This is a genomic window from Streptomyces sp. NWU339, from assembly GCF_003143855.1.
Lineage (GTDB): Bacteria > Actinomycetota > Actinomycetes > Streptomycetales > Streptomycetaceae > Streptomyces.
In genome coordinates, this window is the sequence record NZ_QFRK01000008.1 from 150446 (window position 1) to 174803 (window position 24358).

At 71.3% G+C, this 24358-nt stretch carries 28 protein-coding genes; 14 read left to right on the forward strand and 14 right to left on the reverse strand.

From position 1 onward, the window contains the following. Positions 1-2 precede the first annotated feature (2 nt). Genes DIZ27_RS12160 through DIZ27_RS12175 form a run of 4 tightly spaced genes read left to right on the forward strand, consistent with a single transcriptional unit; the run spans position 3 to position 3034 of the window. On the forward strand, positions 3-698 hold the full coding sequence (locus DIZ27_RS12160) for an urease accessory protein UreF (RefSeq protein ID WP_109378382.1): 696 nt from the start codon (positions 3-5) through the stop codon (positions 696-698). Beyond that, positions 688-1392 carry an urease accessory protein UreG gene (gene ureG / locus DIZ27_RS12165; protein ID WP_109378383.1) on the forward strand — a complete coding sequence of 235 codons (705 nt, stop codon included), beginning with the start codon at positions 688-690 and terminating at the stop codon, positions 1390-1392. Before DIZ27_RS12160 ends, ureG begins: the two co-directional genes overlap by 11 nt. Continuing rightward, positions 1389-2165 (forward strand): urease accessory protein UreD, encoded by a 777-nt coding sequence (locus tag DIZ27_RS12170; protein ID WP_109378384.1) that lies wholly within the window; start codon positions 1389-1391, stop codon positions 2163-2165. The genes ureG and DIZ27_RS12170 overlap by 4 nt, the downstream gene beginning before the upstream one ends. Next, positions 2162-3034, forward strand: a complete 873-nt coding sequence (locus tag DIZ27_RS12175) for an urea transporter (protein WP_181383494.1) — start codon at positions 2162-2164, stop codon at positions 3032-3034. Before DIZ27_RS12170 ends, DIZ27_RS12175 begins: the two co-directional genes overlap by 4 nt. A 177-nt stretch (positions 3035-3211) precedes the next feature. Here the strand turns inward: DIZ27_RS12175 and DIZ27_RS12180 are convergent, their stop codons facing one another. Then, a complete protein-coding gene (locus tag DIZ27_RS12180; protein ID WP_109378385.1) occupies positions 3212-3502 on the reverse strand; it encodes a hypothetical protein in 291 nt (96 codons plus the stop codon). A gap of 133 nt (positions 3503-3635) precedes the next feature. On the opposite strand from DIZ27_RS12180, the gene DIZ27_RS12185 reads away from it, so the two are divergent. After that, the gene (locus DIZ27_RS12185; RefSeq protein ID WP_109378386.1) at positions 3636-4010 is read left to right on the forward strand and encodes a VOC family protein; all 375 of its coding nucleotides are present in this window, start codon (positions 3636-3638) and stop codon (positions 4008-4010) included. A gap of 138 nt (positions 4011-4148) precedes the next feature. Here the strand turns inward: DIZ27_RS12185 and DIZ27_RS12190 are convergent, their stop codons facing one another. Both DIZ27_RS12190 and DIZ27_RS12195 read right to left on the reverse strand, forming a co-directional pair. Continuing rightward, on the reverse strand, positions 4149-4634 hold the full coding sequence (locus DIZ27_RS12190; protein WP_109378461.1) for a carboxymuconolactone decarboxylase family protein: 486 nt from the start codon (positions 4632-4634) through the stop codon (positions 4149-4151). A gap of 158 nt (positions 4635-4792) precedes the next feature. Further along, entirely contained in the window at positions 4793-5008 is a 216-nt protein-coding gene (locus DIZ27_RS12195; RefSeq protein WP_109378387.1) for a hypothetical protein, read from the reverse strand. A gap of 154 nt (positions 5009-5162) precedes the next feature. Between DIZ27_RS12195 and DIZ27_RS12200 the strand changes: the two genes are divergently transcribed. Continuing rightward, positions 5163-5831 carry a histidine phosphatase family protein gene (locus tag DIZ27_RS12200; protein ID WP_109378388.1) on the forward strand — a complete coding sequence of 223 codons (669 nt, stop codon included), beginning with the start codon at positions 5163-5165 and terminating at the stop codon, positions 5829-5831. Positions 5832-5903: 72 nt separating this feature from the next. Here DIZ27_RS12200 and DIZ27_RS12205 read toward each other — a convergent pair whose 3' ends face one another. From DIZ27_RS12205 to DIZ27_RS12215, 3 genes are all read right to left on the reverse strand, one after another. Further along, positions 5904-6311, reverse strand: coding sequence for a hypothetical protein (locus DIZ27_RS12205; protein WP_109378389.1), 408 nt, complete (start codon positions 6309-6311; stop codon positions 5904-5906). Continuing rightward, a complete protein-coding gene (locus DIZ27_RS12210) occupies positions 6308-6934 on the reverse strand; it encodes a SigE family RNA polymerase sigma factor (RefSeq protein WP_181383502.1) in 627 nt (208 codons plus the stop codon). The genes DIZ27_RS12205 and DIZ27_RS12210 overlap by 4 nt, the downstream gene beginning before the upstream one ends. Positions 6935-7007: 73 nt before the next feature. Beyond that, positions 7008-7472 (reverse strand): LAETG motif-containing sortase-dependent surface protein, encoded by a 465-nt coding sequence (locus DIZ27_RS12215; protein ID WP_181383496.1) that lies wholly within the window; start codon positions 7470-7472, stop codon positions 7008-7010. A gap of 488 nt (positions 7473-7960) precedes the next feature. On the opposite strand from DIZ27_RS12215, the gene DIZ27_RS12220 reads away from it, so the two are divergent. Further along, on the forward strand, positions 7961-8437 hold the full coding sequence (locus DIZ27_RS12220; protein ID WP_258308336.1) for an N-acetyltransferase: 477 nt from the start codon (positions 7961-7963) through the stop codon (positions 8435-8437). A 93-nt stretch (positions 8438-8530) separates the two neighbouring features. Here the strand turns inward: DIZ27_RS12220 and DIZ27_RS12225 are convergent, their stop codons facing one another. Then, a complete protein-coding gene (locus DIZ27_RS12225; protein WP_109378392.1) occupies positions 8531-9181 on the reverse strand; it encodes an ATP-dependent endonuclease in 651 nt (216 codons plus the stop codon). Positions 9182-9316: 135 nt separating this feature from the next. On the opposite strand from DIZ27_RS12225, the gene bla reads away from it, so the two are divergent. Continuing rightward, positions 9317-10243: a class A beta-lactamase gene (gene bla, locus DIZ27_RS12230; RefSeq protein ID WP_109378393.1), complete on the forward strand. Its 927-nt coding sequence runs from the start codon at positions 9317-9319 to the stop codon at positions 10241-10243. 166 nt (positions 10244-10409) lie between these two features. Here bla and DIZ27_RS12235 read toward each other — a convergent pair whose 3' ends face one another. Together DIZ27_RS12235 and DIZ27_RS12240 are read right to left on the reverse strand one after the other, a co-directional pair. Beyond that, entirely contained in the window at positions 10410-12581 is a 2172-nt protein-coding gene (locus DIZ27_RS12235; RefSeq protein WP_109378394.1) for a TerD family protein, read from the reverse strand. 310 nt (positions 12582-12891) lie between these two features. Next, positions 12892-14106 carry a glycosyltransferase gene (locus DIZ27_RS12240; protein ID WP_109378395.1) on the reverse strand — a complete coding sequence of 405 codons (1215 nt, stop codon included), beginning with the start codon at positions 14104-14106 and terminating at the stop codon, positions 12892-12894. A gap of 473 nt (positions 14107-14579) precedes the next feature. Between DIZ27_RS12240 and DIZ27_RS12245 the strand changes: the two genes are divergently transcribed. Next, complete coding sequence (locus DIZ27_RS12245) at positions 14580-15128, forward strand: GNAT family N-acetyltransferase (RefSeq protein ID WP_109378396.1); 549 nt, start codon at positions 14580-14582, stop codon at positions 15126-15128. Positions 15129-15375: 247 nt separating this feature from the next. Here the strand turns inward: DIZ27_RS12245 and DIZ27_RS12250 are convergent, their stop codons facing one another. Both DIZ27_RS12250 and DIZ27_RS12255 read right to left on the reverse strand, forming a co-directional pair. Then, positions 15376-16314 (reverse strand): hypothetical protein, encoded by a 939-nt coding sequence (locus tag DIZ27_RS12250; RefSeq protein WP_109378397.1) that lies wholly within the window; start codon positions 16312-16314, stop codon positions 15376-15378. After that, a complete protein-coding gene (locus DIZ27_RS12255; RefSeq protein ID WP_109378398.1) occupies positions 16311-16859 on the reverse strand; it encodes a SigE family RNA polymerase sigma factor in 549 nt (182 codons plus the stop codon). The genes DIZ27_RS12250 and DIZ27_RS12255 overlap by 4 nt, the downstream gene beginning before the upstream one ends. A 204-nt stretch (positions 16860-17063) precedes the next feature. On the opposite strand from DIZ27_RS12255, the gene DIZ27_RS12260 reads away from it, so the two are divergent. Then, positions 17064-17285: an immunity 21 family protein gene (locus DIZ27_RS12260; protein WP_258308338.1), complete on the forward strand. Its 222-nt coding sequence runs from the start codon at positions 17064-17066 to the stop codon at positions 17283-17285. A 125-nt stretch (positions 17286-17410) separates the two neighbouring features. Then, complete coding sequence (locus DIZ27_RS12265) at positions 17411-17812, forward strand: DUF2809 domain-containing protein (RefSeq protein ID WP_109378400.1); 402 nt, start codon at positions 17411-17413, stop codon at positions 17810-17812. Between the two features lie 94 nt (positions 17813-17906). Here the strand turns inward: DIZ27_RS12265 and DIZ27_RS12270 are convergent, their stop codons facing one another. Continuing rightward, positions 17907-19001 carry a sel1 repeat family protein gene (locus tag DIZ27_RS12270; protein ID WP_146228934.1) on the reverse strand — a complete coding sequence of 365 codons (1095 nt, stop codon included), beginning with the start codon at positions 18999-19001 and terminating at the stop codon, positions 17907-17909. A gap of 487 nt (positions 19002-19488) precedes the next feature. On the opposite strand from DIZ27_RS12270, the gene DIZ27_RS12275 reads away from it, so the two are divergent. Together DIZ27_RS12275 and DIZ27_RS12280 are read left to right on the forward strand one after the other, a co-directional pair. After that, on the forward strand, positions 19489-19929 hold the full coding sequence (locus DIZ27_RS12275; RefSeq protein WP_109378402.1) for an MmpS family transport accessory protein: 441 nt from the start codon (positions 19489-19491) through the stop codon (positions 19927-19929). 222 nt (positions 19930-20151) lie between these two features. Continuing rightward, entirely contained in the window at positions 20152-21279 is a 1128-nt protein-coding gene (locus DIZ27_RS12280) for a helix-turn-helix transcriptional regulator (protein WP_109378403.1), read from the forward strand. Positions 21280-21615: 336 nt separating this feature from the next. On the opposite strand, the gene DIZ27_RS45140 is transcribed toward DIZ27_RS12280, so the two are convergent. Together DIZ27_RS45140 and DIZ27_RS12285 are read right to left on the reverse strand one after the other, a co-directional pair. Continuing rightward, positions 21616-21960 carry a hypothetical protein gene (locus DIZ27_RS45140; RefSeq protein ID WP_146228935.1) on the reverse strand — a complete coding sequence of 115 codons (345 nt, stop codon included), beginning with the start codon at positions 21958-21960 and terminating at the stop codon, positions 21616-21618. Positions 21961-22427: 467 nt separating this feature from the next. Then, positions 22428-22739, reverse strand: coding sequence for a carboxylesterase family protein (locus tag DIZ27_RS12285; RefSeq protein ID WP_375231958.1), 312 nt, complete (start codon positions 22737-22739; stop codon positions 22428-22430). Positions 22740-22820: 81 nt separating this feature from the next. On the opposite strand from DIZ27_RS12285, the gene DIZ27_RS12290 reads away from it, so the two are divergent. Then, positions 22821-24062: an IS256 family transposase gene (locus DIZ27_RS12290; protein ID WP_109378404.1), complete on the forward strand. Its 1242-nt coding sequence runs from the start codon at positions 22821-22823 to the stop codon at positions 24060-24062. The last annotated feature ends 296 nt before the right edge of the window (positions 24063-24358 follow it).

The following is a 24358-nucleotide window of genomic DNA, read 5'->3' on the forward strand; positions in this document are numbered from 1 at the left end:
CCATGTCGTGCTCGCTGGTCATGCTGGCACTTGCCGACGCCCGTTTTCCGGGCGGGGGCCACGCGCACTCGGGCGGGGTGGAGGAAGCCGTGCACCGAGGTCTGGTCACCGGTCCCGGAGGACTGCGGGAGTTCCTGTTCGGACGGCTGCGGAGCGCGGGTCGCCTGGCCGCGGTGTTCGCCGCCGCCGCCGCTCACGCCGCCGCCGCGGGAGTCGACGACCGGTACTGGCGGCGGCTGGACTCCGAGATCGACGCGCGCACGCCGTTCCCCGCGCAGCGCGAGGCGTCCCGCGCGCAGGGGCGCGGGACCGCGCGTGCCGGTCGCATCGCCTGGCCCTCGGCAGCGCTCGACGCGTTGCTGGCGGTGTCCACGCGACCACACCACCCGGCTGTCATCGGCGCTCTGATGGGGGGCGCGCGTGCGGGCACGCCGCAGGAGGCCGCCGCTGTGGCGGCGTACCTGTCGGTCAGCGGCCCCGCTTCGGCCGCTGTGCGGCTGCTGGGCCTCGATCCCTTCGCCGCGAACGCCGCCGTGGCCGCACTCGGGCCGGATCTCGAACGCATCACCGAGTACGCCGCTTCCGTGGCCGGACACGACCCGGCTGCTCTACCCGCGGTGGGCGCTCCCGCGCTCGATCTGCTGGCGCAGGCCCACCAACAGCACCATCGAGACGAGGTGAGGCTCTTTGCCAGCTGACCACGACCACCGGCACGACCACGACCACCGGCACCCGGTGAACTTCGATCCGACCGCGCCGGAACCAGACCCTTTCGGCTCTGCGCCCACCGCGGGACGCCCGCTCCGCATCGGACTGGGCGGTCCGGTCGGAAGCGGGAAGACCGCACTGGTCGCCGCCCTGTGCCGCTCCCTCGGCGCCGAGGTCGACCTCGCCGTGGTGACCAACGACATCTACACGACCGAGGACGCGGACTTCCTGCGGCGTGCCGGCGTCCTCGACCCGGACCGGATCGAGGCCGTGCAGACCGGGGCCTGCCCGCACACCGCGATCCGCGACGACATCACGGCCAACCTCGACGCCGTCGAACGCCTGGAGCAGCGCCACTCCGGTCTGCGCCTGATCCTGATCGAGAGCGGCGGCGACAACCTGACGGCCGTGTTCAGCCGCGGGCTGGCCGACGTCCAGATCTTCGTCGTGGACGTCGCCGGAGGTGACAAGGTGCCCCGCAAGGGCGGTCCCGGCGTGACCACGGCCGACCTGTTGGTCATCAACAAGATCGATCTGGCTGAGCGGGTCGGTGCGGACATGGCGGTCATGACCGCCGACGCGCACCGGATGCGCGGCGGGCTTCCGGTGATCACCCAATCGCTGACCGACACCCCCGAAGCGCCCGAGGTGACGGCCTGGGTCCGAGAGCAGTTGGCGCGGTGAAGGCCCGCGCGCGCCTGACCGTGGAGCTCGACCCGCGGGGCCGCAGCGTCGTCCGGGAGCTGTCCTCGGCCTCACCGCTGACCCTGATGCCCCGGCGCGGGGCCGTCCGACCCGCCGCGGGACCGGCGGACCGGGCGGTGGTGCACCTGGTCAACTCGGTGACGTCCCCACTCGGCGGAGACGAACTGGACCTGCGGGTGCGGGTCGGAGCGGGCGCGCGCCTGCTGCTGCGCGGTGTCGCCGCCACACTGGTGCTGCCCGGCCACCGCCGGGGCGGCAGCCGCAGCACCGTTCATGTCGAGGTCGCCGAGGGCGGCACCCTCGAGTACCTGCCGGAACACACCGTCGTGACCGCCCGAGCCGAGCACGAGGCCGAGTTCCGGGCGAAGCTGGCGCAGGGCGCGCTCGTGCGCTGCCGCGAGGTACTGGTACTCGGGCGCAGCAGTGAGCGTTCCGGTCTGTTGCAGACCAGCACGCACATCACGCGCGGGGAAGTGCCGTTGCTGCGGCAGACGCTCGAACTCGGAAACCCCCGCCTGGAGGCCAGTGCCGGCTATCTCGCCGGGGCGCGGGTCGTGGCCACCGAATCCGTGGTCTGGAAGAACGACCCGGTGGGGCCGACGAGCGGCGAGTGGTGGTCGTTGACCCCGCTGGCCGCCGGCGGGGCGACGGCCACCGCCCTGGCTTCCGACGCGGTGACCGCGCAGCACCGGCTGACCGAAGCCCTTCGGACGCACCCGGACGGGAAGGAGCTCACGGAGGAGCACTGGTGAGCACGAAGACGCCCCCACCGGAACATCGCAATGCCCTCGGCCTCGACGCACTGCGGGGGATCCTTCGCGGAGTCGCGCAGGTGTACCTGCAGAACAACACGCTCACCGGTGTGTTGTTCCTGGCGGGGCTGTTCGTCTCCGGCCCGGTCGCCGGGATGTGCGCACTGCTCGGAAGCGCGGTCGGGGCCGCCACCGCCGCGCTGTTGCGGGTACCGGCCGAGCGGATCGGGCAGGGACTCTACGGCTTCAATTCCGTCCTGATCGCCCTGGGAGCCGCCGGCTCGTTCCGTCCACTGTGGCTCACCGCACTCGCCGCTGTCGGGGGAGCGGTGACAGCCGCGCTGCTCACGCACGTCGCCCGGTACTTTCTGCGCGTACCGGCCTACACTGCGCCATTCGTGTTCACCTACTGGCTGCTGGAGTACCTGGGCGAGTTCAGGCACTGGCCTTCGGCGCCACCGTCCCACCCGGTGCTCGGACTGGGCGTTTTCGCCAGCGCGGCCGAGGTCTTCCTCGTGACGGGTCTGCTGCCGGGCCTGTTCATCCTCGCCGGACTCGCGGTTTCACGGTGGACCCTGGCAGTGGGAGCCCTCGCAGCCGCACTGGCGACGTACGGAATCGTGCAAGGGGTTCCGCTGTTCCCGGCCAACGAGATCACCACCGGCGTCTACGGCTTCAACGCCGTGCTCGTCGTGGTGGGCATGCTCAGCACCGGCAGAGGATGGCGAGCATGCGTCCTCGCCGTTCCCGCGGTGCTGCTGTTGCAGGCCGGGATCGAAGCGGTTGGACTCACTCCGGCCACGTTTCCCTTCGTGCTGGCGATGTGGTGTGCCGACCTCTGGCGTGCTCGCTCGGAGCACGAGAAGTAACCGAGCGCAAGCCGACTCGGTGATGCCGTAGTCGCTGGTGGCGTGGTGCATGCGCGCACAGGAGGCGGGACCCACTGCCCCGGCGGACACCACGTGAGCTGAGCGGGGCCGGGACCGGCGTGGTGGCTTCCGCTTCGCCGGCTCGCCGTCCGGGCGGTCCTTCGACCGGTGCGAAGATCAGGCGCGAACCAGGAGCGCGACGCCCACAGCCAGGAACCCGAGTCCTGCCACGACGGCGATCCCGCCCCATATCCGCACGAGCATTCGGAGTCTCGGTGCGTTGCGCGAGAAGTCCATCCCGGGGTGTTCCCTCCCCAGCCTGCTGAAGCCCCGCAGGATGCCGGATTCGGTGTATGCGGGGTTCAGTTGTGTGTCCACGACCCGTTGGGCGACGCCACGGTGGTCCGTCGCCAGTGCAAGTCCGCCCAGTACGATCCCGACGCCCAGCACCAGCGGAATCAGACTCATTCGTCCCCCAGGAAGTTTGCTGTCGTCGTGACACCGGAGCGTCGGACAAATGGTTCGACGCCCGGCCTCCCCGCCGGACATCCTGCTCGAGCAGCAAGCCGAGTCAAGTCGACCGAGCGTCCTCGGAGGACCGTTGAACCCGACCATCCGCCACATCACCTTCGACTGCACGGGCGATCCCTACGAACTCGCCCAATTCTGGAGTGCCCTGCTGGGCAACTCGATCTCGGACGAGGACAAACCGGGGGACCCAGAGGTTTTGATCGAGGACCCGACCGGCGCCCCGGGCCTGCTCTTCGTCCGAGTGGAGGAGGGCAAGACTGCCAAGAACCGCCTCCACTTCGACCTGAAGCCGACAGGCCGCACCCGCGCCGAGGAGGTCGCCCGAGCCCTCACCCTCGGCGCCCGCCGACTGGCCGACCACACTCGCCCCGACGGCAGGGGTTGGATCACCATGTCCGACCCGGAGGGAAACGAATTCTGCATCGAACGAGGCGAGTTGGGCTGACGGACGGCACGGGCGGCCGGCAGGCCTTCCGTCGACCGTCCGACAGCACGTCGTCGAGCGGCACGTGAACCGGTGGCCCGGCCCTGATCGCATGATCACGGGCCGGGCGGGCCGGACACGCCTCCCGGTCGGTCGACGTCAGCCGACCGAGGCGGCGAACATGCCGGGCTCGTAGGAGCCTCCCCGCTGGTGCACGATCACGGCGAGCCGGTTGGCCGCGTTGATCAGCGCGACCAGGGCGACCAGTGCGGCGGTCTGGTCGTCGTCGTAGTGCTTGCGCACCTGGGACCAGGTCTCGTCGGACACGCCCTGGTGGGCGTCGGCGAGCCGGGTGCCCTCCTCGGCGAGCGCCAGCGCGGCCCGCTCGGCGTCGGTGAACACGGTGGACTCGCGCCAGGCGGCGACCAGGTGGAGCCGGACCGCGCTCTCACCGGCCGCCGTCGCCTCCTTGGTGTGCATGTCGATGCAGTGACCGCAGCCGTTGATCTGGCTGGCGCGCAGCGACACCAGCTCCTGCGTGGACCTCGGCAGCGGCGACTGCTGGACCACCAGGCCGGCGCCGGCGAACCGCTTGGTGAACTTCAGGGAGATCTCGTTGCCGAACAGGTTGAACCGGGCGTCCATGACGTCGTCCTCACTCGTGTTCGTGGTGTTGCACTGGACGAACACGAGACGCCGGCGCCCCGCTCCCTGTGACAGGCCGGCCGTGTGACCCGCGCCATGGCCCATGGACGTCACACATCCGCGAGGGCCGGTGTCAGGCGCGCGGGGCGCCGTCGGGATCAGCCCGTCCCGCGGGCCAGGACGCGGCGGGCCGCCTCGGCTTCCGCCGCCGCCGGGGACAGCTCGTCGAGGGAGTCGAGCTCGGTGTCGCTCTCCAGCTCCCGCTCCCAGGCCGCCGCGAGCTGTTCCTGCTCCTCGCGCGGTTTGGCGCTGACGGCTTTCCGGTGGTCCGGGTCCAGAGCCGTCAGGAATCGTCCGACCGTGTCCGTGGACATGCCGTACTCCTTGTCGCTGGGAAGGTCGCCGGGAAGCAGGCCGCTCCCAGCACCAGCATGGCCAGCCGGTCCGCAGACGGCGACCCGAGACGGAGACGAGTGGAGTGGCAGAGTGGAAGACCGACCCCCGGCTCTTACGGAGACAGAACCGAACATGCGCCTCCTGCTCGTACGCCACGGCCAGACCCCTTCCAACCTCAAGCACCTGCTGGACACGGCAGAACCCGGCCCCGGGCTGACCCCGCTGGGACAGGAGCAGGCGGCCGCCCTCCCGGACGCGCTGGCGGAGGAGAGGATCGACGCCCTCTACGCCTCCACCCTGCTGCGCGCCCAGCTCACCGCGGCACCGCTGGCCACCCGGACGGGACTGGAGGTCCGGGTGCGCGACGGCATCCGGGAGCTGTCCGCCGGCGACCTGGAGATGCGAGGGGACGCCGAGGCCTCCGAGACCTACCTGACCACCGCCTTCGCCTGGTCGGCGGGGGACACCGGACTCAGGATGCCGGGCGGCGAGAACGGGGTGGAGGCCCTGGGGCGGTACGACGCCGTCGTGGAGGAGGCCGCGGCCACCGGGGCCGAGACCGTGGCCATGGTCAGCCACGGCGCCGCGATCCGCATGTGGGTGGCGGCCCGGGCGGAGAACGTCGACGTCGACTTCGCCTCCGCGCACGCGCTGCGGAACACCGGTGTCGTCATCCTCTCCGGCGCCCCCGGCGAGGGCTGGTGGGTGCGCCGCTGGGAAGAGCACTCCATCGGTCCCGAGGACAGCGGCCCGGACGCGAGCGGCCCCGCGGGGGAAGCCGTCGAGGGCGTCGACGGGTAGGGCCTGTCCGGCCCCTCACGCCACCGCGTGCCTGACCCGGCCGCCGGATCGCCCCCTCGGACCACCGGTGCCTTACGGGAACGAGTGGCTGGGGGAGGTGGACGGCACTGCGGACCGGTCCGCGGGCAGGCTGCCGCTCGGCCGGGGGCTCGGTGTCGCGCTCGGGGTCGTACCGGGCGTCGTGCTGGGAGTCGGGAAGGTGGTCCCGGGCGGGACGGCCGGCGGGACGGGGCGCGGGTCGGCCGGTTCCGGGGCCAGCATCAGGTAGGCGGCCCCGGCCAGGGCGGCGGCCGCGAGGCCGGCCAGAGCGGCGAGGCCGACCCGGGACGTCGGGGCCCGCCTCCACCACAGCCGTCGGCGGGCCGGGCGGGGCGGCGAGGCCGGCCGCAGATCCCTTGCCGTGACCGACTCCGCCCGGGCTTCGAGCGCCTGCCGCAGTCGGCGTTCCACGAGGCGTTCGCGTTCCCCTCCGGCCGTCATATCCGTCCCTCCAGAATCCGTTCCAGCGCGTCCAGGGCGCGGCTGGCGTTCGACTTGACCGCGCCCCGGCTGATCCCCAGGGCCTGGGCGATCTCCGCCTCGCTGAGGTCGGCCCAGTACCGCAGGACCAGGACCTGGCGGCGGCGCGGGGTGAGCCGGCCCAGGGCGGCGAGCACCTCGCGGTGCGCCTCGTCCAGCACCACGTGCTCCTCGGCGGAGGGGACGTCGACCGGGGCGGGCGGGGTCCAGGCGCGGGCGGTGCGACGGCGCCGCAACACCGAACGGGAGGTGTTGACGACCGCCGTGCGCAGGTACCCCAGCGCGTTGTCGACCTCGGTGATGTGCTCGCCGTGGCGGCGGTAGAGGGCGGTGAAGGCGTCCTGGACGACGTCCTCGGCGGTGGCGAGGTCATCGACGAGGAGTACCGCAAGGCGGACCATGCCGAGGCGGTGCGCGTGGTAGAGGTCGGTGAGGGTGGGGGGTCGGGGGGCCGCGGTGCCGTACGGGGCCGCGGGCCGCGGGTGCCTTGCGAGCGGGCGGTCGGCAGGAGGGGCCGACCGGTCGCGGAGCAGCAGCAGTGTGCGCAGGGCCGCACGCACGCCCCGCCCGCCGCCGGGCCGCACCCGGGGGAATCCGGGTGCGACGGTGCGGAACGGCAGGGCGTGGTGCAGCACAGGGTTTCTTGAGGCGAGCACGTCAGCGAAGGGCACGCCGCCGCACGACGAACAGGGCCCCGGCCCCGAGCGCGACGAGCCCGGCGGCGCCGGCACCTATGGCGACGGTGGTGGAGTCGGAGCCGGTGTGCGCGAGCTCGGGCTCGGTGGAGGACTGCGTGGCGCCGGGGGCGCTGCTGACGTCCGGGATCGGCTTGGTGTCGTTCGGCGGCAGGCTGGTGACCGGCGACGGGGCGGCAGACGATGTGGCGCTCGGTGGAAGGCTGGCGTCCGGGGTCGGGGCGGCGGACGGGGCGGCGCTCGGTGGAAGGCTGGCGTCCGGGGTCGGGGCGGCGGAGGGGGCGGCGCTCGGCGGAAGGCTGGTGACCGGCGACGAGGCGACAGACGGCGTGGCGCTCGGCTCGGCCGTCGCCCAGGCGGGCACGGCGGTCGCGGCCAGTGCGCCGGTGGCGACGGCGGTGACGACTGCGCGCTTCAGGTAGGACAAGGCGGTTTCTCCCGATGTGCGTCGGGGGCACGAGATCATGCCCTTCTCCCTGCACGACGTGCGAGTGTGCGGGAGGTTGCCGCCCTCCGCGAAAAACTTTCGGCCAGGACCGGGCGGTCGCCGAGGTCGCCTGGGAACCCGGCGCATTCCATGAGTTCCGGCACCAGCCGCCCGCCGGCCGACGGAGTGTACGTTCGTACGCCGAAGCGCATGCTCGCCTGCCCCGTCGACGCACCGCTTCGCCGACGAACCGTGCACGAATCCCGAGCGCCCCCCCGCCCAGGACGGATCCCACGCCTGCGCGGGCAGGCTGGGGCGTACGATACGGGTCGTGGAGTGCTTTGCCGCCTGGCGTACCCGCCGCTGAGGGCCTGGCTCACCGCCGATCCGACCGCGATCGGCGGGGAGCGGGCCGACCGATGCCCTCTCTTCCCCCGGGTGTCCCCGGGTATCAAGCCCTCAGCCCCGAAAGGCACACTTCCATGCGCATGCGCGCGTTCGTTCACGGCGACTTGGCGCCACTCACCGAACTGACCATCGAGACGTTCCGGCCGTTCTACGAGGACTCCTTCCGCCCCTTGGTGGGCGAGGCCGTCTTCGCCAACCAGCACGGCGACTGGCGCGACGACTACCGCAAGCAGGTCGCCGAACTCCACGCACCCGAGCGGCACGCGTACGTCGCGGTCGCCGAGACCGAGGACGGCATCGCGGGCTACGTGGCCTGGACCGTCGACCCGGCGCGCAGGAACGGCAGTGTCACGCACCTCGCCGTGTCCGCCGAGCACCGCCGGCACCAGGTGGGCACCGCCCTGTGCGAGCACGCCTTCGAACAGATGCGGTCCCTCGGAGCCGAGGTGGTCGAGATCGGTACCGGGGGAGACCCCTTCCACGCACCCGCCAGGGCCCTGTACGAGAAACTCGGCTGCACCCCGCTCCCGGTGACCGTCTACTACCGGCAGCTCTGAGCAACCCGACCGCCCCGGGGCGGGTGCCCTCACGCACCCGCCCCGGGTCCGGCCGTCGCCGCGCCCGCGGCCCCACACCGCGCCGGACCGAAATCAAGTCGACGGATGCGTCAAGAGGCCGGCGAGCAGGTCGTCGAGCGGGGCGGGTACGCGGTCGGGTTCGAGGGCCTCGACGAGGACGCGGCCGTAGCGGATCTTGCGCCCCTTCTTCGTGCCGAGGAAGCGCCGCAGCTGCTGCTGCGGGGTGCGGCCCTGCTGCGCGGGCTGGCGCAGGAACCTCTGCAGGGCACGCAGGTCGCCCTCGGCCCGGACGATTTCCTCCACCCGTGCCACACCCAGCGCGCGGATCAGCTCGTCCTCCAGATCCGCCGCGCAGACGAAGAACCGCTGCGGCTGGGCCGCACCGGCCACCGCCGACCCGGTCAGGGCACGGGCGTAGAAGCGACGTTCCCTCACGTCGCACAGTCCCGTGAGGCGCAGGTCCAGGCCGGGTGACGGCCCGAGAAGCCGGGCGAAGCGCCCGACGCTCATCGCACCGCCCATCGGCAGTACGCAGATCCCTTCGTCCTCCAGGTCCCGCCCGCGCCGCTCAGCCAGCGCGTCGACGGCCGCGGCATCGCTCGGCCCTTCGAGCAGGACGACCGCCCGGACGGGCAACCGCGCCGCCAGCTCGCGCGCGGGCTCACCCGGCCCACCGGCATCCCACGCGACGACTGCTTCCCGGAACGCCCCCATGTCGGTCATGTGAGGAGTCTCCGCCCTCTCCGGCCGGCACGGTACGGATTTTCTCTGTCGGAGCCTCGGCGATCTTCCCCTCGGACGGAACCAGTTGATCCGGACGGGTGCTCTTGACAGTGGAGACCTTGACCGGAGGAGAGGATGATCTTGGATACCGCAGGGAAACCCTCGTCCCGGCGTGGAGTGCTCGCCCTGGGAGCCGGAGCAGCACTGGCCGCCGCCCTGCCCGCGAGCGGAAACGCCCACGCGTCGACACCCGAGGGCGGCAGCGAGATCATGCGCCGGCTGAGAGATCTCGAACGGCGGCATTCCGCCCGGCTGGGGGTCTACGCCCGCGACGCCGCCACCGGCCGGACGGTGCGGTACCGCGCGCACGAGCGTTTCCCCGTCTGTTCGCTCTTCAAGACACTGGCCGTCGCGGCTGTGCTGCGTGACCTCGACCGCGACGGGGAGTTCCTGGCCAGGCGCATCCGGTACACCGGGAAGGACGTCACGGACTCCGGCTACGCACCGATCACCGGCAAGCCGGAGAACCTCGCCGACGGCATGACGGTCGCGGAACTGTGCGCCGCCACGATCTGCCACAGCGACAACGCCGCGGGAAACCTCCTGCTCCGGGAGCTGGGAGGACCCACCGCGATCACCCGGTTCTGCCGCTCCGTCGGGGACAGGACGACGCGGCTCGACCGGTGGGAGCCCGAACTGAACTCCGCCGAACCGTGGCGTACGACGGACACCACCAGCCCGAGCGCCGTCGGACGGACCTACGCCCGTCTGGTTCTTGGCACCGCACTCGCGGTCGGCGACCGCGAACGGCTCACCGACTGGCTGCTCGCCAACACCACGGGCGGTGCGAAATTGCGGGCGGGCCTGCCCTCCGACTGGACCGTCGCCGACAAGACGGGGGGCGGGATGTACGGGACCAACCACGATGTGGGCATCGCGTGGCCCCCGGGCCGCTCACCCCTGGTCATGGCGGTCCTCACGACGAAACACGAGCCCGACGCCTCCCCCGACAACCCGCTGATCGCCGAAACCGCCACCCTCCTGGCGAGAGCGCTCACCTGACCCCTGGAACAGGATCTGGAAACGGCTCGGGCGGTGCCCGCGCGGTGAGCGCGGGCACCGCCCGGAGCGATGTCGATGTGGAGGGCGAGGAAAGCGAAAGGACTTGTTCAGGAAAGGAGTTGAGAAGGAAGCCCCTTCATGGCCTCGCCGCGGGCAACGCTAGCACTCAGCCCGGGACCACGTCGCGCAGGTTTTCGAGGGTGATGACCCGGGAGTCCGGGTGCAGCCCCTCGGGACGTTCGAGACCGATGTACGTCACGGGCTCGTCCGGGACCGGCCCGCCGTCCCACAGATCCACGGCCGTGGTGTCGCCGGACATCAGGTCGGCCAGGTACCGCGCAGTCAGGTGCTCGCGCTCCACGACGGCGCGCACCACCTTGGACACCGACACCTGGTTCTGCTCGACCCGGTTGGCCGACGAGATGCCCTTCAGGTACAGGTGCAGCCACTTCGCGCGCCACCGGCCGTCGTCCTCGCGCCGGAACACCAGCGGCAGCGCCACTCGGCCCGTCCCGCGGAGGTCCGACTTCATCCGCACCGTGCGCGGCTCGAACGGCCGGCCCTTCTGTTCGCCGTCGCGCAGCATGAAACCGAAGAACGACTCCTCGACCTCCTCGAAGCCCTCGCCGGCGTAGATGTTGACCTGCGGAACGATGAACGCGCCGCGTACCCGGCCCAGGGGCAGGTCGATGAACTCCGAGGCCCCGTCGGGCGCTTCGGTGACATCGCCCGAGTGCCTGCCCCCGGCAGCCCTGAGGGACGTGTAGGAGAGCCAGGAGCGGGTGCTGTAGTCCGCGTTGAGGAGCAGCGCCGAGAGGTCGTAGTCGGTCCGGTGCTCGGTCTGCTTCCAGTACACGAAGAAGCGCAGCCGTTCGCCGTCGACCGCCGAGAGCGAACCTCGCGGCAGTACGCCGAGCCCGGCCGCGGTCGCCCTGCCGCTGAGCGGGAGCGCCACGTCGAGGACGTCGGGGTCGAGCAGCAGCCGGCCCGGTGCGGGAAGCCTGTGGCGCAGCTCGGTGTCGAGGGCGGCGATCAGACGGTCGCGGTCGGCGGTGGGGACCGGCGGCCGGGTGTCGGGGGTGGCCCAGCCGCGGCCGCGGCGGTTGACGAAGATCCGGGGTGCGCCGGTCTCCCGCTCCCGGTTCTGGAAGTGCTCGCGGACCGAGAGCACGACCCGGCCGGAGACCTCGGGGGCGACCCGCACCGCGGCGGCCACCACCGCGTCCCGCTCGTCCTGGCCGGCGGCGCTGCGCAGCAGGAGGTCCAGGGCGCGGAACAGCTTGCCGGGAGCGGACTCCAGCAGCCGCACCGCACCGGGGACGTCGGACGCGCCGAGCAGCTCCTCGACACGGCTGTCGAAGGACCGCGCCTCCTTCTCGCCCCGCGCCACGGCGAACACATCGGCGGCGTGCGGCCAGCGGGGGTACTCGTGCGGGTGGAGACGCTCACCGAGCCGCTTGAAGGGCTCGCGGTGCGCGTGGACGTCGGCCAGCTTGGCGGGGTTCGCCGCGACCACGGCGTCGAGGCCCGCGAGCAGTGCACGGCGGGCCGGCCGCGGGAGAGTGCGGAACCGGGTCGGCTCCTGCAGCGTCACGTCGCCGCCCGACAGTGCGCAGGCCAGCCGCAGCACGTCGGTGACGGTGTCCAGCAGGAGGTCCGTGCCGACGGCGAGACGGGCTTCGTTGACGACGGCCCGGTTCTCCCGGACCGGGATCGACTCCGGCTGGGGGCCGAGCGCGCAGCACTCGGCGAGGGTCCTGAGGTCGCGCAGGTGCTCCTCGCCCAGGGGTGTCGTGCTGCCCGCCAGGGCCAGGTACAGGTCGGTGAGTTCGTCGTCCAGGCCCCGCCCGAGGTGCAGGACGGTCACCCGGTCGCCCGCCGAGGCGATCAGCTCGTCCTGCGCCGCGAGCATCTCCTCGTAGGTGTGCTGGTACCGGCCGTACGTGGGGAGGCTGAGCAGGTCCAGCACCCCGTGTGCCAGCTGCGTCAGCACGCTCTCGCGCGAGGTGCCGTCGCCGAGCGCCTCCGCCACGCACCGCATCCAGAACTCTTCGGTGTCCGGCACGTTCGCCGGGAAGTCGATGAAGTACGAGTTGTGCCGGACGTGGTCGCCCACCATCTCGCTCACGGTGCGCAGCGTCCGCTGGGCGGTGTGCACGACCGCGGCCTCGGACAGCCCCGACAGCCGCTCCAGCAGCTCCGCCGAGAGCTTGAAGCCCACGGACGTCAGCGCCGCGTCGAACTGCCGCGCGGCGGTGGCTCCTTGTCCGGCGGAACCCCCGGGGGAGGGAAGGCGGTGGGTGTGCCGGATGACCAGCGATTCGAGACTGTGCGCCATCCGGGGATGATCGCAGAGGCGTTCGAGTCGGCGCACCGGAGTTTTCGTACGCGCTCCGACGCCGCGCTCACACCTGCCACAGCAGGATCACCTCATCCGCGACCGACCGCCGTGGGACAGCCCTTGGCCGGGCCGCCCGCACGGCAGTCGAACCGAGGTCTGCAGTCGCAACCGACCAGCACGGAGCCCCGCTGGAATACACGGTCAGCTCCTACCTCGCCCACCGCTACGCACTCCAGGTCGACTTCTCCGTCGCCCGCCACGAGAACCCCTGGCCGCCCCCGGGCTCTTGACCGGCGCAGGCCCGGGTTCACCCGGCGCTCTCCGAGCCGATGTGGGCGAGAAGCGAAGCGATGCCGTCCTCTGCGGCGATTCCACGGGCGAGTTCGGCCGCGCGGCGGCGGTGGGACGGCTCGGACAGGCAGGCCGTGATCGCGTCGCCGAGGGCTTCGGCGGTGAGGTCCTGGAACGGCACGGGCCGGGGGGCGACTCCCAGCTCGTACAGCCGAGACGCCCAGAACGGCTGGTCGGCCATGACGGGTACGGGCACGGCGGGCACTCCGGCCCGCAGCCCGGCCGCGGTGGTACCCGCCCCGGCGTGATGGACGACGGCGGCGGTGCGAGGGAACAGCCAGTCGTGCGGGACGTCGCCGACGGCCAGGACGTCGGCGCCGCAGCCGCTCAGTCCGGCCCACCCCGCCTGCACCACCGCGCGCACGCCTGCCCGCTCCACCGCCGCGGCCACCAGCTCACTGAGCCGTTCCCCCTGCCCCGGTGCCATACTGCCGAACCCGATGAACACCGGGGGCGGACCGGCCTGGAGGAAGTCGACCAGTTCGGCCGCGGGTTGCCAGCCGTCCGGCCGCGCGGGCCACCAGTAGCCCGACACTTCGACCCGGGCCGGCCAGTCCTCGGGGCGCGGCACCACCAGCGGGCTGAAGCCGTGGAAGACCGGCCGGATGTCCACCGGTGCCGAGGGCGTGCCGGCGGGCAGCCCGAGGCGGGCCCGCAGCCGGGTCACTGCGCCCGCGAAGACCCCTTCTGCGCGCCTCAGCACATCCCGGCCCGCGGCGAGGTTTCCCTCCGGCCCCGGGCCGCCGGTGCTCCGTGCGCCTGGCAGCGGGAACTGGCCGGTGGCGAACGCCGGTACGAGGTAGGTGCCGACGACGGGGACGCCGAGCGCTTCACCGGCCGTCCGGCTGAGCGGTGCCGGGCCGAAGGCGGTGAGCAGCAGGTCGGCTCCGCCCGCCACGGCCTCCGCCACCCCATCGGCGAGTCCGTCCGCGTACGCCCTCGTCAGAGCCCGGGCCTCATCCCGCGACGTCGCCCGGGCCCAGTCCCGGATCAGCCTCTGCGGGTCTCCCGGCACAGGCCGGTGGTCGAGACCGCACCCGCCGATGAGTGCGGCGAAGGACGGGTGAGCGGCCACGACGACCTGATGGCCCGCGTCCAGCAGGCGCCGCCCCAGGCCTGTGAAGGGCGCGACGTCTCCCCGTGAACCGGCGGTGATGATCAGAATCCGCATGGAGCGATTCTCTTCGGTGAATGCCGCCCGGTCACCGTCTCCGGCCAGGGGATCTCTCAGCGCACCTGTCTGCTGCAACCCCGGTCGTCTGTGCTGTCGTTGCTCATGAACATCGAACACCGCCACGTCGGCGTGCTGCTCAAAGCCCCGTACATCCGCTGTCCAGAACTCGTGAACAAAGCCAGTTGGAAGACCTTCGGTGAACGGGTCACAGGGGTAAAGAAGTTGGGCACAGGACTCCGGATGTCCGAGACATCGGAGCGGCGTGGGCCACTGCACCCGGCATCCGGGCGCCGGGTCGTCGGCCACTTCGCGCCGTACGCCACGCGGCACGCACCGGCAGGGCGTTGCCGGGGCTACTTCGGCGCTCCGCCCGGGAGAACCGGTTTGCGCCGAACTGGGAAGTGTGACCAAGGCGTTGGCCGCGTTCGAGGCTTCCGCTCTGGCAGGCGGCGTGCGATAAGTTGCCCGCCATGACCGAGCTCGGACCCGTCGCCTGGCCACCTGCCCCGATCAGGACCGAGCGGCTCGTGCTCCGTGAGTCCGAGGCCCGGGACCGTGCGGCGTTCATCGAGCTGTTCGCCTCGCCGGAGGTGTGCACCTACCTCGGTGGCCCTCGACCGCGTGATGAGCTCGAGCGCGCGGTGCCCGAGGTACCCGGGCGGCGCCCCGGCGTCTTCGTGATCGAGCTCGACGGAGCGGTGATCGGCACGGTCACGCTCGACCGGCGCGACGCGGAGCGTCCGGGACACCTCCGTCCGGATGCCGGGGAAGTCGAGCTCGGCTACCTGTTCCTGCCGGAGGCGTGGGGACGCGGGTACGCCTCCGAGGCGTGCGCGGCGGCACTCGACTGGTTCGCCGACGCGTTTCCCGGCGAGCTTGTGGTGCTCTGCACCCAGACCGCCAACGACCGCTCGATGCGCCTCGCGGCGAAGCTGGGGTTCACCGAGGTGGAGCGGTTCGAGGAGTTCGGCGCCGAGCAGTGGTTCGGCGTGTGGTCCTCGGTCACGCCGTCCGGTTGAGCTCGTACCCGACAGCGCGACGGATCCACGGGGCCCCCGATCGGCCCTCGGACGCCGACGAGTTGACGCCATCACCGTCGCGAGGCGTCAGAACCTCGTTCTCACCTGCGCAGCCGGACGGCATCACGGATGCCGGTTCGGTGTGGATCGCCACATCCGCACCGGCGACCAGAAAGGCCCCCGTGCCGCACCGCTGACCGAGATCCGGGGGCGCCGTCCCCTGTGCGGCGCCCCCGGCCGGGTGGCGCTACGGCAGCCGCTTCTCGTAGCCCTCGTCCTCGTCGGAGTCGTAGACCAGCTTGCCGTCGGCGTCATAACCCTTGATGCGCGGGGCCACGGTGACCTGCTGGTCCAGGACGTCAGAGGCGACGAACCAGCCGTGGTCCAGGGCGGCCTGGCTGGTGGCGCCGCCGTAGGTGACGGTCACCCGGGCCACTGACGGTTCGACGGTGCCGATGACACCCCATCGGAACGGAAGCTTCCAGTTGCCGCGGTCGAGGACCGACTGCTGGTAGAGCTTGCCGCCGTTGATGTCGGCCATCACGGGGCCGGCGCCCGGCACGTCGTCGGAGCCCACGCTGGTGTTGAGGCCGCTTGCCTCGCCGTCCTTCACGTTGCAGATCAGCCGGGTCTGCTTCGGTTGCTCCTTCACCGCGACGACGTACACGCCGTCGCCGGGCGCGTTGGAGTTGCCGATGCTGTTCATCGCCAGGATGATCCGGTAGTCCTCGGCCGCGCCCAGGTCCGTGCGGAAGTCGGACGGGCCGCCTGCGTGCGACTGGTCGTATGCGAGGCACTTCTCCAGCCCGTCGACGGCCTGCCCGAAGGTGATCCCGTCGAGGAGCTGGTCCTTTGTGGCCGGCCGCTCGGGCCCCGCCGACGACGCGGACGGCGCCGCCGACGTCTGCGGCGGGGCGAGGACCGGCGGTGTCGATGCCACCGTGTTCCCGCCCGCATCCCCGTCGGCCAGCGCGTACGCCCCCACGGGCATCGCCGCCAGCGTCACCAGGGCCGCCCCGGCCGCCGCCACCCGGCGCCGCCGCTCGATCGCGCCCCGGCGGCGGATCGCCGGGTACGCCACCGGCGCGGGCCGGATCGTGTTCGCGTCCTCGGCGAGCAGCTCGCGCAGCTGCTCCTCGAAGTCCCCGCTGCTTCCCGTCCCCTGCTGCTTCTGCTCCTCGTTCACTTCCTGCCTCCCTGCCCGGACGGCACTCGGCTGCGGACAGGTTCGTCCACGACCTGCGCGAGTCCCGGATGCGTACGCAACTTCGCCAGCGCCTTGGACGCCTGGCTCTTGACCGTGCCGGGCGAGCAGCCGAGCACCTCGGCGACCTCGGCCTCGGACAGGTCCTCCCAGTAGCGCATGACGACCACCGCCCGCTGCTTCGGCGGCAGTCCGGCCAGCGCCGCGAGCAGGGCGCTGCGCTCGTCGGCCCACGAGACGGCCTCGTCGCGCCCGGCCACCTCCGGCGGCACCGCGGTCAGCGCCTCCGTGACCCGCCGCTTGCGGAACCGGTCGCTGTTGCAGTTGACCAGTATCCGCCGGACGTACGCCTCCGGCCTGTCGCTGCGTGAGACGCGCCGCCATGAGCGGTACGCCTTGGCCAGCGCCGTCTGAGTCAGGTCTTCGGCGTGGTGCACATCGCCCGTGAGCAGATACGCGGTCCGTACGAGATGGGACCACCGCGCCGTGACGAACTCTTTGAACTCGGCCTCTTGTTTGGCCTGCATCAAGCACCCTCCCTCGCCCTCCAGACCACGGTGTCGGCGGATTCGGTTGCCCGGGATCCGGTGTCTCGTCGGACAGGTGAGTGGGGCCACTGACAACCACCAGCGGGGACCGAAGCGTCGAGCATCTCCTGGGACGACATCGTCACGTCGGCTGACCGGCCTGGGACGGTCTTCTGGTCGGTCATGCCGAGGAGAGGATCGCCCGTGGGCGGCGCGCAGGCGCTGGTGTTGGGGGACGAGCCCACCACGAGCTGCTGTCTGCCCGAACGCCGGGCCTTCCTGCGCCGGCTCGCTGCCGACGGTGAGACCGGGCTGAGGGCCGCGGCCGAGATCGTGCTCGCGGAAGGTCCGGTCCCGGACGTGGTGCAGAAGATCTTCGATCTTCCAGTGCCCTCTGATCCACGCTGCTGCTGGTGCTCGCCTTGATCGTGGTTGACATCCTCTCCGAGCCTCCCGTCCCGGTGGAGGCCGGCCCTGATCACGCCGAGGTCCCCGTCGGCCGGTCACTGCCGTCCCATTTTCTGAACAGCGTGGCCGCGTAGGGTTCCGGCATGGGACTTTTCACGCGCACGCGCCTGATCGCCTGCGCGACAGCGTTATCGACCCTGGCGGCGGGTCTGGGGATCAGGGCCGTGATGACGGGTGACATCGCCAAGTACGCGGGCGACGCGCTCTACACGGCCCTGATCCACGTGCTCGTGGTGCTGGTCGTGCCCCGGGTGAAGCCGACGGCGGCCGCCGGTGCGGCCCTGGGCTTCAGCTGCGCGGTGGAGCTGTTCCAGCTCACCGGAATCCCCGGTGAGCTGGCGGTGCACAGCCTTGCTGCCAGGCTCGTCCTGGGCTCCACCTTCAACGCGCCCGACCTGCTCTGGTACGCGGTCGGCGCCGTCCTGTCGGCGCTCGTCCACACAGCGGCACAGCGTCCTGTGGTCACCGCCATCCGTCAAGGATGAGTTCCCCGACTCGCCCCGAACCGCGAACTCCGTCGCGACGGAACCGCACGGGCCTCCCCACGCGGTCACGACACCAGATCGCGCACACGATGGGTCATTCCCCGCGGATGCGCCACCTGCCGGTTCCGGGATGCCACACGAGGCGCACCCTGCCCCGGTCCGGTCTGCGGAGGGCCAGCTCGTCCATGTCGAGCGACGACAGGGCCCGCAGTGCCTCGTCAGAGGCGTTCGACCACACGAAGAGGGTGATCCCCGCCTCCGCGTCGTCGGCGATGAGGAGGCGGGGTTCCTCCTCACCCGTGGACTCCTCGACGGCCTCGGCGGCCGGTCCCGGCTCCCCGTTCCCGCGCAGCATCCGGCGGACGAGGCTCCTGGCCTGCCCGTAGGCGTCCTCGGCAGCCTTGGCGACAAGTGCCTGGACGAAGGGCACAACGGCGGTCGTGACCAGCGCGGTGACGGCGACCGTGGCGAACTCCGGTGCGGCGCGCGACAGCTGGCGGCCGCTCTCCTCGATCTCCCGGGCGCGCAGAGCCTCGTATGTCTCCCGCCATGCGGAGGCTTCCTGCTGCCGACCGAGCTGCTCCAGTACATCGGCCAGCTGCCAGGCGCCTCTCACCGAGCCCGCCTCGGCCTCCGGCCTCACGCACTCCTCCGCCTCGCTCAACCGCCCCTGCCTCATGAGCAGGTACGCCAGATCGGTGCGCACGGAGGACAAGCCGTGGGCGATGGCCATCCGATACCAGTGCTCAGCGTCCTCAGGCCGCTTCCGCTTCTCGGCCAGCTCTGCCAGGGAGGTGATCGCCCACGGGTCCCCGTCCTCCCCTGCGTGCCGAAGCCAGAACTCACGCTCGTTGCCGCTGATGCCGCTCTTCCGGCCCATGGCCCGCACCGCCTCGGGCCATCCCGCCCGCGCCGCGCGCCTGCACCAGTCGACCGACCTGGCCTTGTCCGCATCGCCGTTCGATCGCCTGCTGATGGCGAAGTCCCAGTAGACCTCGCTCAGGTGGTACATCGCCTCGTGATCCCCGGCCTCGGCCGCGGCGAGCAGCCACCGCTCGGCGTGCTCCAGGCCGCCAGGGGACTCGTGGAGGTGCTTGCCGAGAGTCTTCATCGCCCCGACGTCACCCGCCTCCGCGGCCAGTTCGAGGTTCGGGTCCGGCTTCCCCCACACCATCCTCGACGCTGCCACCTGTCCCCCTCTTCCGGCGTCCCGCCACGTGCCTCCACGGTGGCCGGCCTTCGCTGCCTCTCACCATGTCCTGACGTTCCAAGTATCCCTTTATAAAGGTGACTTGTGCTGAACATGTTCCGCGAGGACATGGGGGGCCCGAGCCTGTGCCGTCGGGAAAAGGGAGTTGGCGCGAGGTGTGGTAGGCGGTTGACCATTCGCCGTAACGGCGGGGGTTGCTGCCGATGGAGCGGATCTGGGCGTCGGTGCTCATGGCGGCGAAGGCCGCGCCGGGCAGGTCGCCGGCCAGAAAGAACCGTAGGGTGGCCTCGGTGCCGCTCTGGCTCCGCGTCAGTTGCAGACTGTCTCCGTGATGCACCGGAGCTCGGCGAAAGTGCCGCAGCCGGTACTGACCAACTGCTCCGCGCAGTTGATAACTGGTTGACTTTGCTTTCCCTTTGACTACTTTGTACCCCCAACACAGTTGGCATGACCGGGGGCAATCCGTATGAACCGCATCCGTCGTTCCCTCATGTCCGCGCTCGTCGCGGGCGGCCTCGTGCTTGGCCTGAGCGCTTGCTCCGACGACGCCGCCAAGAAGGTCGAGGACGAGCTGGTCGAGGAAGTCGACAAGCAGCTCGACGAAGAGTACGAGGTCACCTATGAGGTGACCGGTGAGAAGGTCGACTCCATCGAGTTCAACGCAGGGGGCGGGGACGCGGCCGACCCGAAGTTCGAGACGGTGGACAACCCCACGCTGCCGTGGAAGAAGACGGTGAAGCTGCGTGGCATCGAGGCACCCGTCGTCATACCGGTGACCGTGGACGCCGACGGCTCGGGCGACCTCTCCTGCAAGATCCTTCACAAGGGCAAGACCCTGGCCGAGGAGTCCGACGCGGGCACGGTCTCCGTGACCGGCTGCGTCGCCGTCTCCCCGATCGTCGGCTGAGCCGGTGGCCGCCGAGGCCGGTCCACCCCCGTGGGTCCGGCCTGCGGCGACGTCAACCGATCCTGAACCGTGGGATCTTGTCCGGCAACGGTGTGCGCTGTCCGGGACAAAGGCCGGGCTGTCCGGGCCGGTCGGAAGGCTGTCCGGAACGGCGGAGGCGGGACACCCGACGTGGCCGGGTCGGGGATTGCCGGGTGTGAGGCGCCTGACGACAATGACGGAATGGCGATCTCAGGTGGCATGGAGCCCGGTGAGGCGCGGACTCCGGCCGAGTACGTCGGACTGCTGCGGCGGCTCAAGGAGCACAGCGGGCTGACCTACCGGCAGTTGGAGGAGCGGGCCGCCGAACGCGGCGACGTGCTCGCGCGCAGCACCCTGGCGGACGTCCTGCGCCGGGACTCACTGCCGCGGGCCGAGCTCGTCGCGGCGCTGGTACGGGCCTGCGGCCCCGGGGAGGACGTGGCCGAGTGGCTCGCCGCCCGGGAACGGCTCGCGGAGTACGAGCACCCCGCGGATGCGGAGAGGCCGGGGGCCTCCGGAGCCGGCGATGCGCCGGAGTCCGATCGCGCCCTGGACGCCGACCGCGTTCCGGGGACGGGCCGCGCCCCGGAGAGCGAGACCGCCGAGGGCGAGGCCACCGAGAGCGAGGCCGCCGGTGGCGGTCGTACGCGTAATGCCCTGCTCACCCCGCTCACCCCGCTCGTCGCGCTGGCCTCGCTCGGGACGGTCGTCCTGCTCGTCATCGCCGCAGTGGTTCTGCTGCCGGACGACGAACGGACGGGAGACTCCAAGGGCGGTGGCCCGGAAGCCGCCATGAGCCCGGCAGCCACCCCCGTGGCGGCCGGGCCGACTCCCGGGTGGTCGCGGTTACGGCCGGTCGGGTCGCCGACGTTGTGCCTGACCGACGGGGAGGCCCGGGTGGACGGCGACACCAAGACGGTCGCGGTGCAGCGGCCCTGCACGGAGGCGGTGCCGCCGCGCACGTATCTCCAACGGGAGTCCGACGGTCTGTACATCATCAAGTGGGACCACCCGGACCACGGCCCCGGCTGCCTCACCGTCCTCGACGGGGGACCGTTCCACGGGATGCTCGAACCCTGGCCCTGGAAGGCCTGCCAGGGCGGCAGCACCGCCCAACGGTTCCGTATCGAGCCCGCCCCCGGCGGCGGCACGGACCACTGGCGGTTCAGGCCGGCCCAGGACGCGGTACCCCTGTGCGTCGGCATCCGCGAGAGCGCCGAGGACCCCGACGGCTCCCAGGGCTCCGACAAGGCGGGCGCGGTGGCCGTGGCCCAGCGGTGCACCGTGCAGGACGCCAACGGCCAGGTGTTCATCATCGAGCCGGAGTGACACACCGTCACCGGCCGTGCACCCACCACCGAACCCGGCCCCACCCCTCGTCGTCCGGAAATCCGACCCCGCCCATGAGGGGTCACCCGTACATCACCGACTTCCCGGGGCCCTCCCGTCGGCGTACGAGCGTGAGACGTGCAGTCGAAAGGGGTGCCCGAAGCCACCTTCTGTGCCTTCGGGCGCCCCTCCTGCAAACGCTCCCTCATCAAGGAGACCCACGCCAGGCCTGCACCTCGGGGGTGCGGGCGAGGCCGTCACCGGAGTGACGACAAGCCGCCGTGCCGCCTGCCTGCGCGTCCGGCCCACTCCGGAGGCGGGGAGCTCCGGGAGGCATCAAGCCCTGACGGGTCCTCCCGTGCCCGGAACGACCCGCCAGTTGCTCCCGTGGGAAGTGCAGTAGGCGTACGACCAGCGGTTGTCGTTCGTCTGGACCCCCCTGGCGATCTTCGTGCTCTTGCCGTTCGTGCAGGTGACCTTCGCGTAGTAGGCGAAGGTCACGTCACAGCGAACCCCGTACGTCCTGCCGTCCACATCCCACGCCTCACCGTTGGTGCACCACGAAGGAAGGGCCAGCGCGCCCTGCGGTGCTGCCCCGACGGCCTGTGCGGGAGCGGCTACGGCACCGAGAGCGAGGACAGCTCCCCCGAGTCCGACACCAAGAGCGGAACGAATACGCACGATGTACTCCTTCTCAGCTGCTTACGGATTCAGCTGGGGCGTCCCCAACTGACGGCCTCAAGAATGGCAAGGACGAAGAAGGAGGAAAGCGGAGAAAGCTGTCCCGGACAGGGCATGGACTGTCCGGCCTGGCCAGGGCCCTGTCCGAGAAGCGTCCGGGACAGGTCTGCCGCAGTGAATGCCGGATCCACTGCGGCAGAGCCCCTGCGGTGATCACCGCGACCCGCGGCGGGCCGCCCCGGCCGCCGGGGCGAGGTGTACGCATGTACTGCGGCGGCATCGGAAGGGTGGGGCGGGCATGACGATGGGAGCAGTGACCGAACTCGGGCCGAGTGCGCGCTTCGGCTACCACACGCCCGGGCCGTGAGGCCGCTGTCCGCTCCGCTGCCGCCACCCCCACACGTTGACGGTGAGAACCTCCTCGTCCCCCGCGCGCGCCACCTCGGCGAACCGGGCAACTCCGCCGACTACGGTGCGACGGGCCCGAAAACCGTGCAGTCCCGCGGCCCGCTCCAGCCGTGGCCGGGCTGGGGCTCGCGGAAACAGTCAGGGCCGAAGGGCGCGGCGGCGTACGGCACGCCGAGGACGGCCACCACACCGTCGACCGGCCGCCGGCCGCGCACGGGGCCGCTCGTCGTCCGGAAATCCGACCCCGCCCACGATGTGCCACTCACGCGCCAGCAGCCTTCCACGGGCCTCCGCGGCCCCGCGAGCGGATGGCGTCCCGCGACGTGGTGTAGGCGATCAACGTTGGGGCGTACGCCGGGGCGTGCGGTCACCTGGATTTCGCTCCCTGCCCGACAGGTGGGCCACCATGCAACTCTCCCTGGTAAACGGCCAGTTCAACCAGGAGGTGCAGGGTGGCCCTGTCCCAGCATGACTTACTCCGGCTGCTGGAGTCACTGCGTTCGGCAGACGGGCTCGAACTCGTCCGTTCCGTGGCCGAGCGGATGCTGCAGGAGCTGATCGAGGCCGAAGCGACGGCGAGGATCGGCGCGGAGTGGAACGAACACACCGAGACACGTACCGCGTTGCGCAACGGGCACCGCGACAAGACGCTGACCACGCAGGCCGGCGACCTGGACCTTGCGATCCCCAAGCTGCGCTCGGGCAGCTTCTTCCCGAGCCTGCTGGAGCGGCGCCGCCGCATCGACCAGGCCCTGTTCGCCGTCATCATGGAGGCCTACGTCCACGGCGTGTCCACCCGCTCGGTCGACGACCTGGTCAAGGCACTGGGCGCGGACAACGGGATCTCCAAGAGCGAGGTCTCGCGGATCTGCGCGGGCCTGGACACGCAGCTGACCGCGTTCCGTACCCGGCCCCTGGACCACATCCGCTTCCCCTACGTCTATCTCGATGCGACCTACTGCAAGGCGCGGGTCGCGCATCAGATCGTCTCGCGGGCCGTGGTGATCGCCACCGGCATCACCGAGGACGGCGGTCGGGAGGTGCTGGGAGTGATGGTCGGCGACAGCGAGACCGAAGTGTTCTGGACCCAGTTCCTCCGTCACCTGCGCGAACGCGGCCTGAACGGGGTCCGGCTTGTCATCGGCGACCACCACTCGGGGCTGGTCAAGGCGATCCGCAAGGTCATGATCGGGGCTGCCTACCAGCGCTGCCGAGTTCATTTCCTGCGCAATGTCTTCGGCGTGATCCCCAAGGACGCCGCGGAAATGGTCGCCGCGACGATCCGCACCATCTTCGCCCAGCCCACCGCCGACGCGGTCCGCACCCAGCTCGACACCGTCGCCGACATGCTCGGCAAGCAGTTCCCCAAGGTCAAGGCAATGCTGCTGGAAGCGAAGGACGACCTGACCGCCTTCGCGGCGTTCCCCGAGCGACATTGGAAGAAGATCCAGTCCACCAACCCGCTGGAGCGGATCAACCGCGAGGTCAAGCGCCGCACCGACGTCGTCCAGGTCTTCCCCAACGACGCCGCGCTCCTGCGGCTGGTCACCGCCGTGCTCTTCGAACTGCACGACGAATGGATCGCCTTCCCCCGCCGCTACCTGCCCGAGGGAAGCATGGACCAGCTCTACCCCGCCGAGCGCCCCGAAAGCGCCCCCGCGCTACCCAACACCACCAACACGACCGCCGGATGATCGGCTACACCACGAGAAGGGGCACGATCCTCGGCAAACGGTGTCGAGCTGCGGAACATCCAGACGATCCCGGTCACCCGGTATCGCTACCGCGGCAACAAGATTCCCAACCCCTGGGTCCCGGACGCCTGCTGACGACAGCATCCGTGGAGAGCCCGGTACTCGGAGACGGGTACGCCGGGTTCGGCGAGCGGCACGGGGAAACGGGCCGGTGGCAACGCCGGAACCGCGCCCCGTGCCGACTCAACGAAGTGAAGACCCCTCCCCAAGCTCTGCGAGCAGGGGATACCCCATGC

What these genes read in the sequence shown, in the direction of transcription:
- DIZ27_RS12160 (WP_109378382.1), top strand. Translation starts at nt 3, where the DNA reads ATGTCGTGCTCGCTGGTCATGCTGGCACTTGCCGACGCCCGTTTTCCG.
- DIZ27_RS12180 (WP_109378385.1), bottom strand. Translation starts at nt 3,502, where the DNA reads ATGAGTCTGATTCCGCTGGTGCTGGGCGTCGGGATCGTACTGGGCGGA.
- DIZ27_RS12190 (WP_109378461.1), bottom strand. Translation starts at nt 4,634, where the DNA reads ATGGACGCCCGGTTCAACCTGTTCGGCAACGAGATCTCCCTGAAGTTC.
- DIZ27_RS12195 (WP_109378387.1), bottom strand. Translation starts at nt 5,008, where the DNA reads ATGTCCACGGACACGGTCGGACGATTCCTGACGGCTCTGGACCCGGAC.
- DIZ27_RS12200 (WP_109378388.1), top strand. Translation starts at nt 5,163, where the DNA reads ATGCGCCTCCTGCTCGTACGCCACGGCCAGACCCCTTCCAACCTCAAG.
- DIZ27_RS12205 (WP_109378389.1), bottom strand. Translation starts at nt 6,311, where the DNA reads ATGACGGCCGGAGGGGAACGCGAACGCCTCGTGGAACGCCGACTGCGG.
- DIZ27_RS12220 (WP_258308336.1), top strand. Translation starts at nt 7,961, where the DNA reads ATGCGCGCGTTCGTTCACGGCGACTTGGCGCCACTCACCGAACTGACC.
- DIZ27_RS12225 (WP_109378392.1), bottom strand. Translation starts at nt 9,181, where the DNA reads ATGACCGACATGGGGGCGTTCCGGGAAGCAGTCGTCGCGTGGGATGCC.
- bla (WP_109378393.1), top strand. Translation starts at nt 9,317, where the DNA reads ATGATCTTGGATACCGCAGGGAAACCCTCGTCCCGGCGTGGAGTGCTC.
- DIZ27_RS12235 (WP_109378394.1), bottom strand. Translation starts at nt 12,581, where the DNA reads ATGGCGCACAGTCTCGAATCGCTGGTCATCCGGCACACCCACCGCCTT.
- DIZ27_RS12240 (WP_109378395.1), bottom strand. Translation starts at nt 14,106, where the DNA reads ATGCGGATTCTGATCATCACCGCCGGTTCACGGGGAGACGTCGCGCCC.
- DIZ27_RS12245 (WP_109378396.1), top strand. Translation starts at nt 14,580, where the DNA reads ATGACCGAGCTCGGACCCGTCGCCTGGCCACCTGCCCCGATCAGGACC.
- DIZ27_RS12255 (WP_109378398.1), bottom strand. Translation starts at nt 16,859, where the DNA reads ATGCAGGCCAAACAAGAGGCCGAGTTCAAAGAGTTCGTCACGGCGCGG.
- DIZ27_RS12265 (WP_109378400.1), top strand. Translation starts at nt 17,411, where the DNA reads ATGGGACTTTTCACGCGCACGCGCCTGATCGCCTGCGCGACAGCGTTA.
- DIZ27_RS12275 (WP_109378402.1), top strand. Translation starts at nt 19,489, where the DNA reads ATGAACCGCATCCGTCGTTCCCTCATGTCCGCGCTCGTCGCGGGCGGC.
- DIZ27_RS12280 (WP_109378403.1), top strand. Translation starts at nt 20,152, where the DNA reads ATGGCGATCTCAGGTGGCATGGAGCCCGGTGAGGCGCGGACTCCGGCC.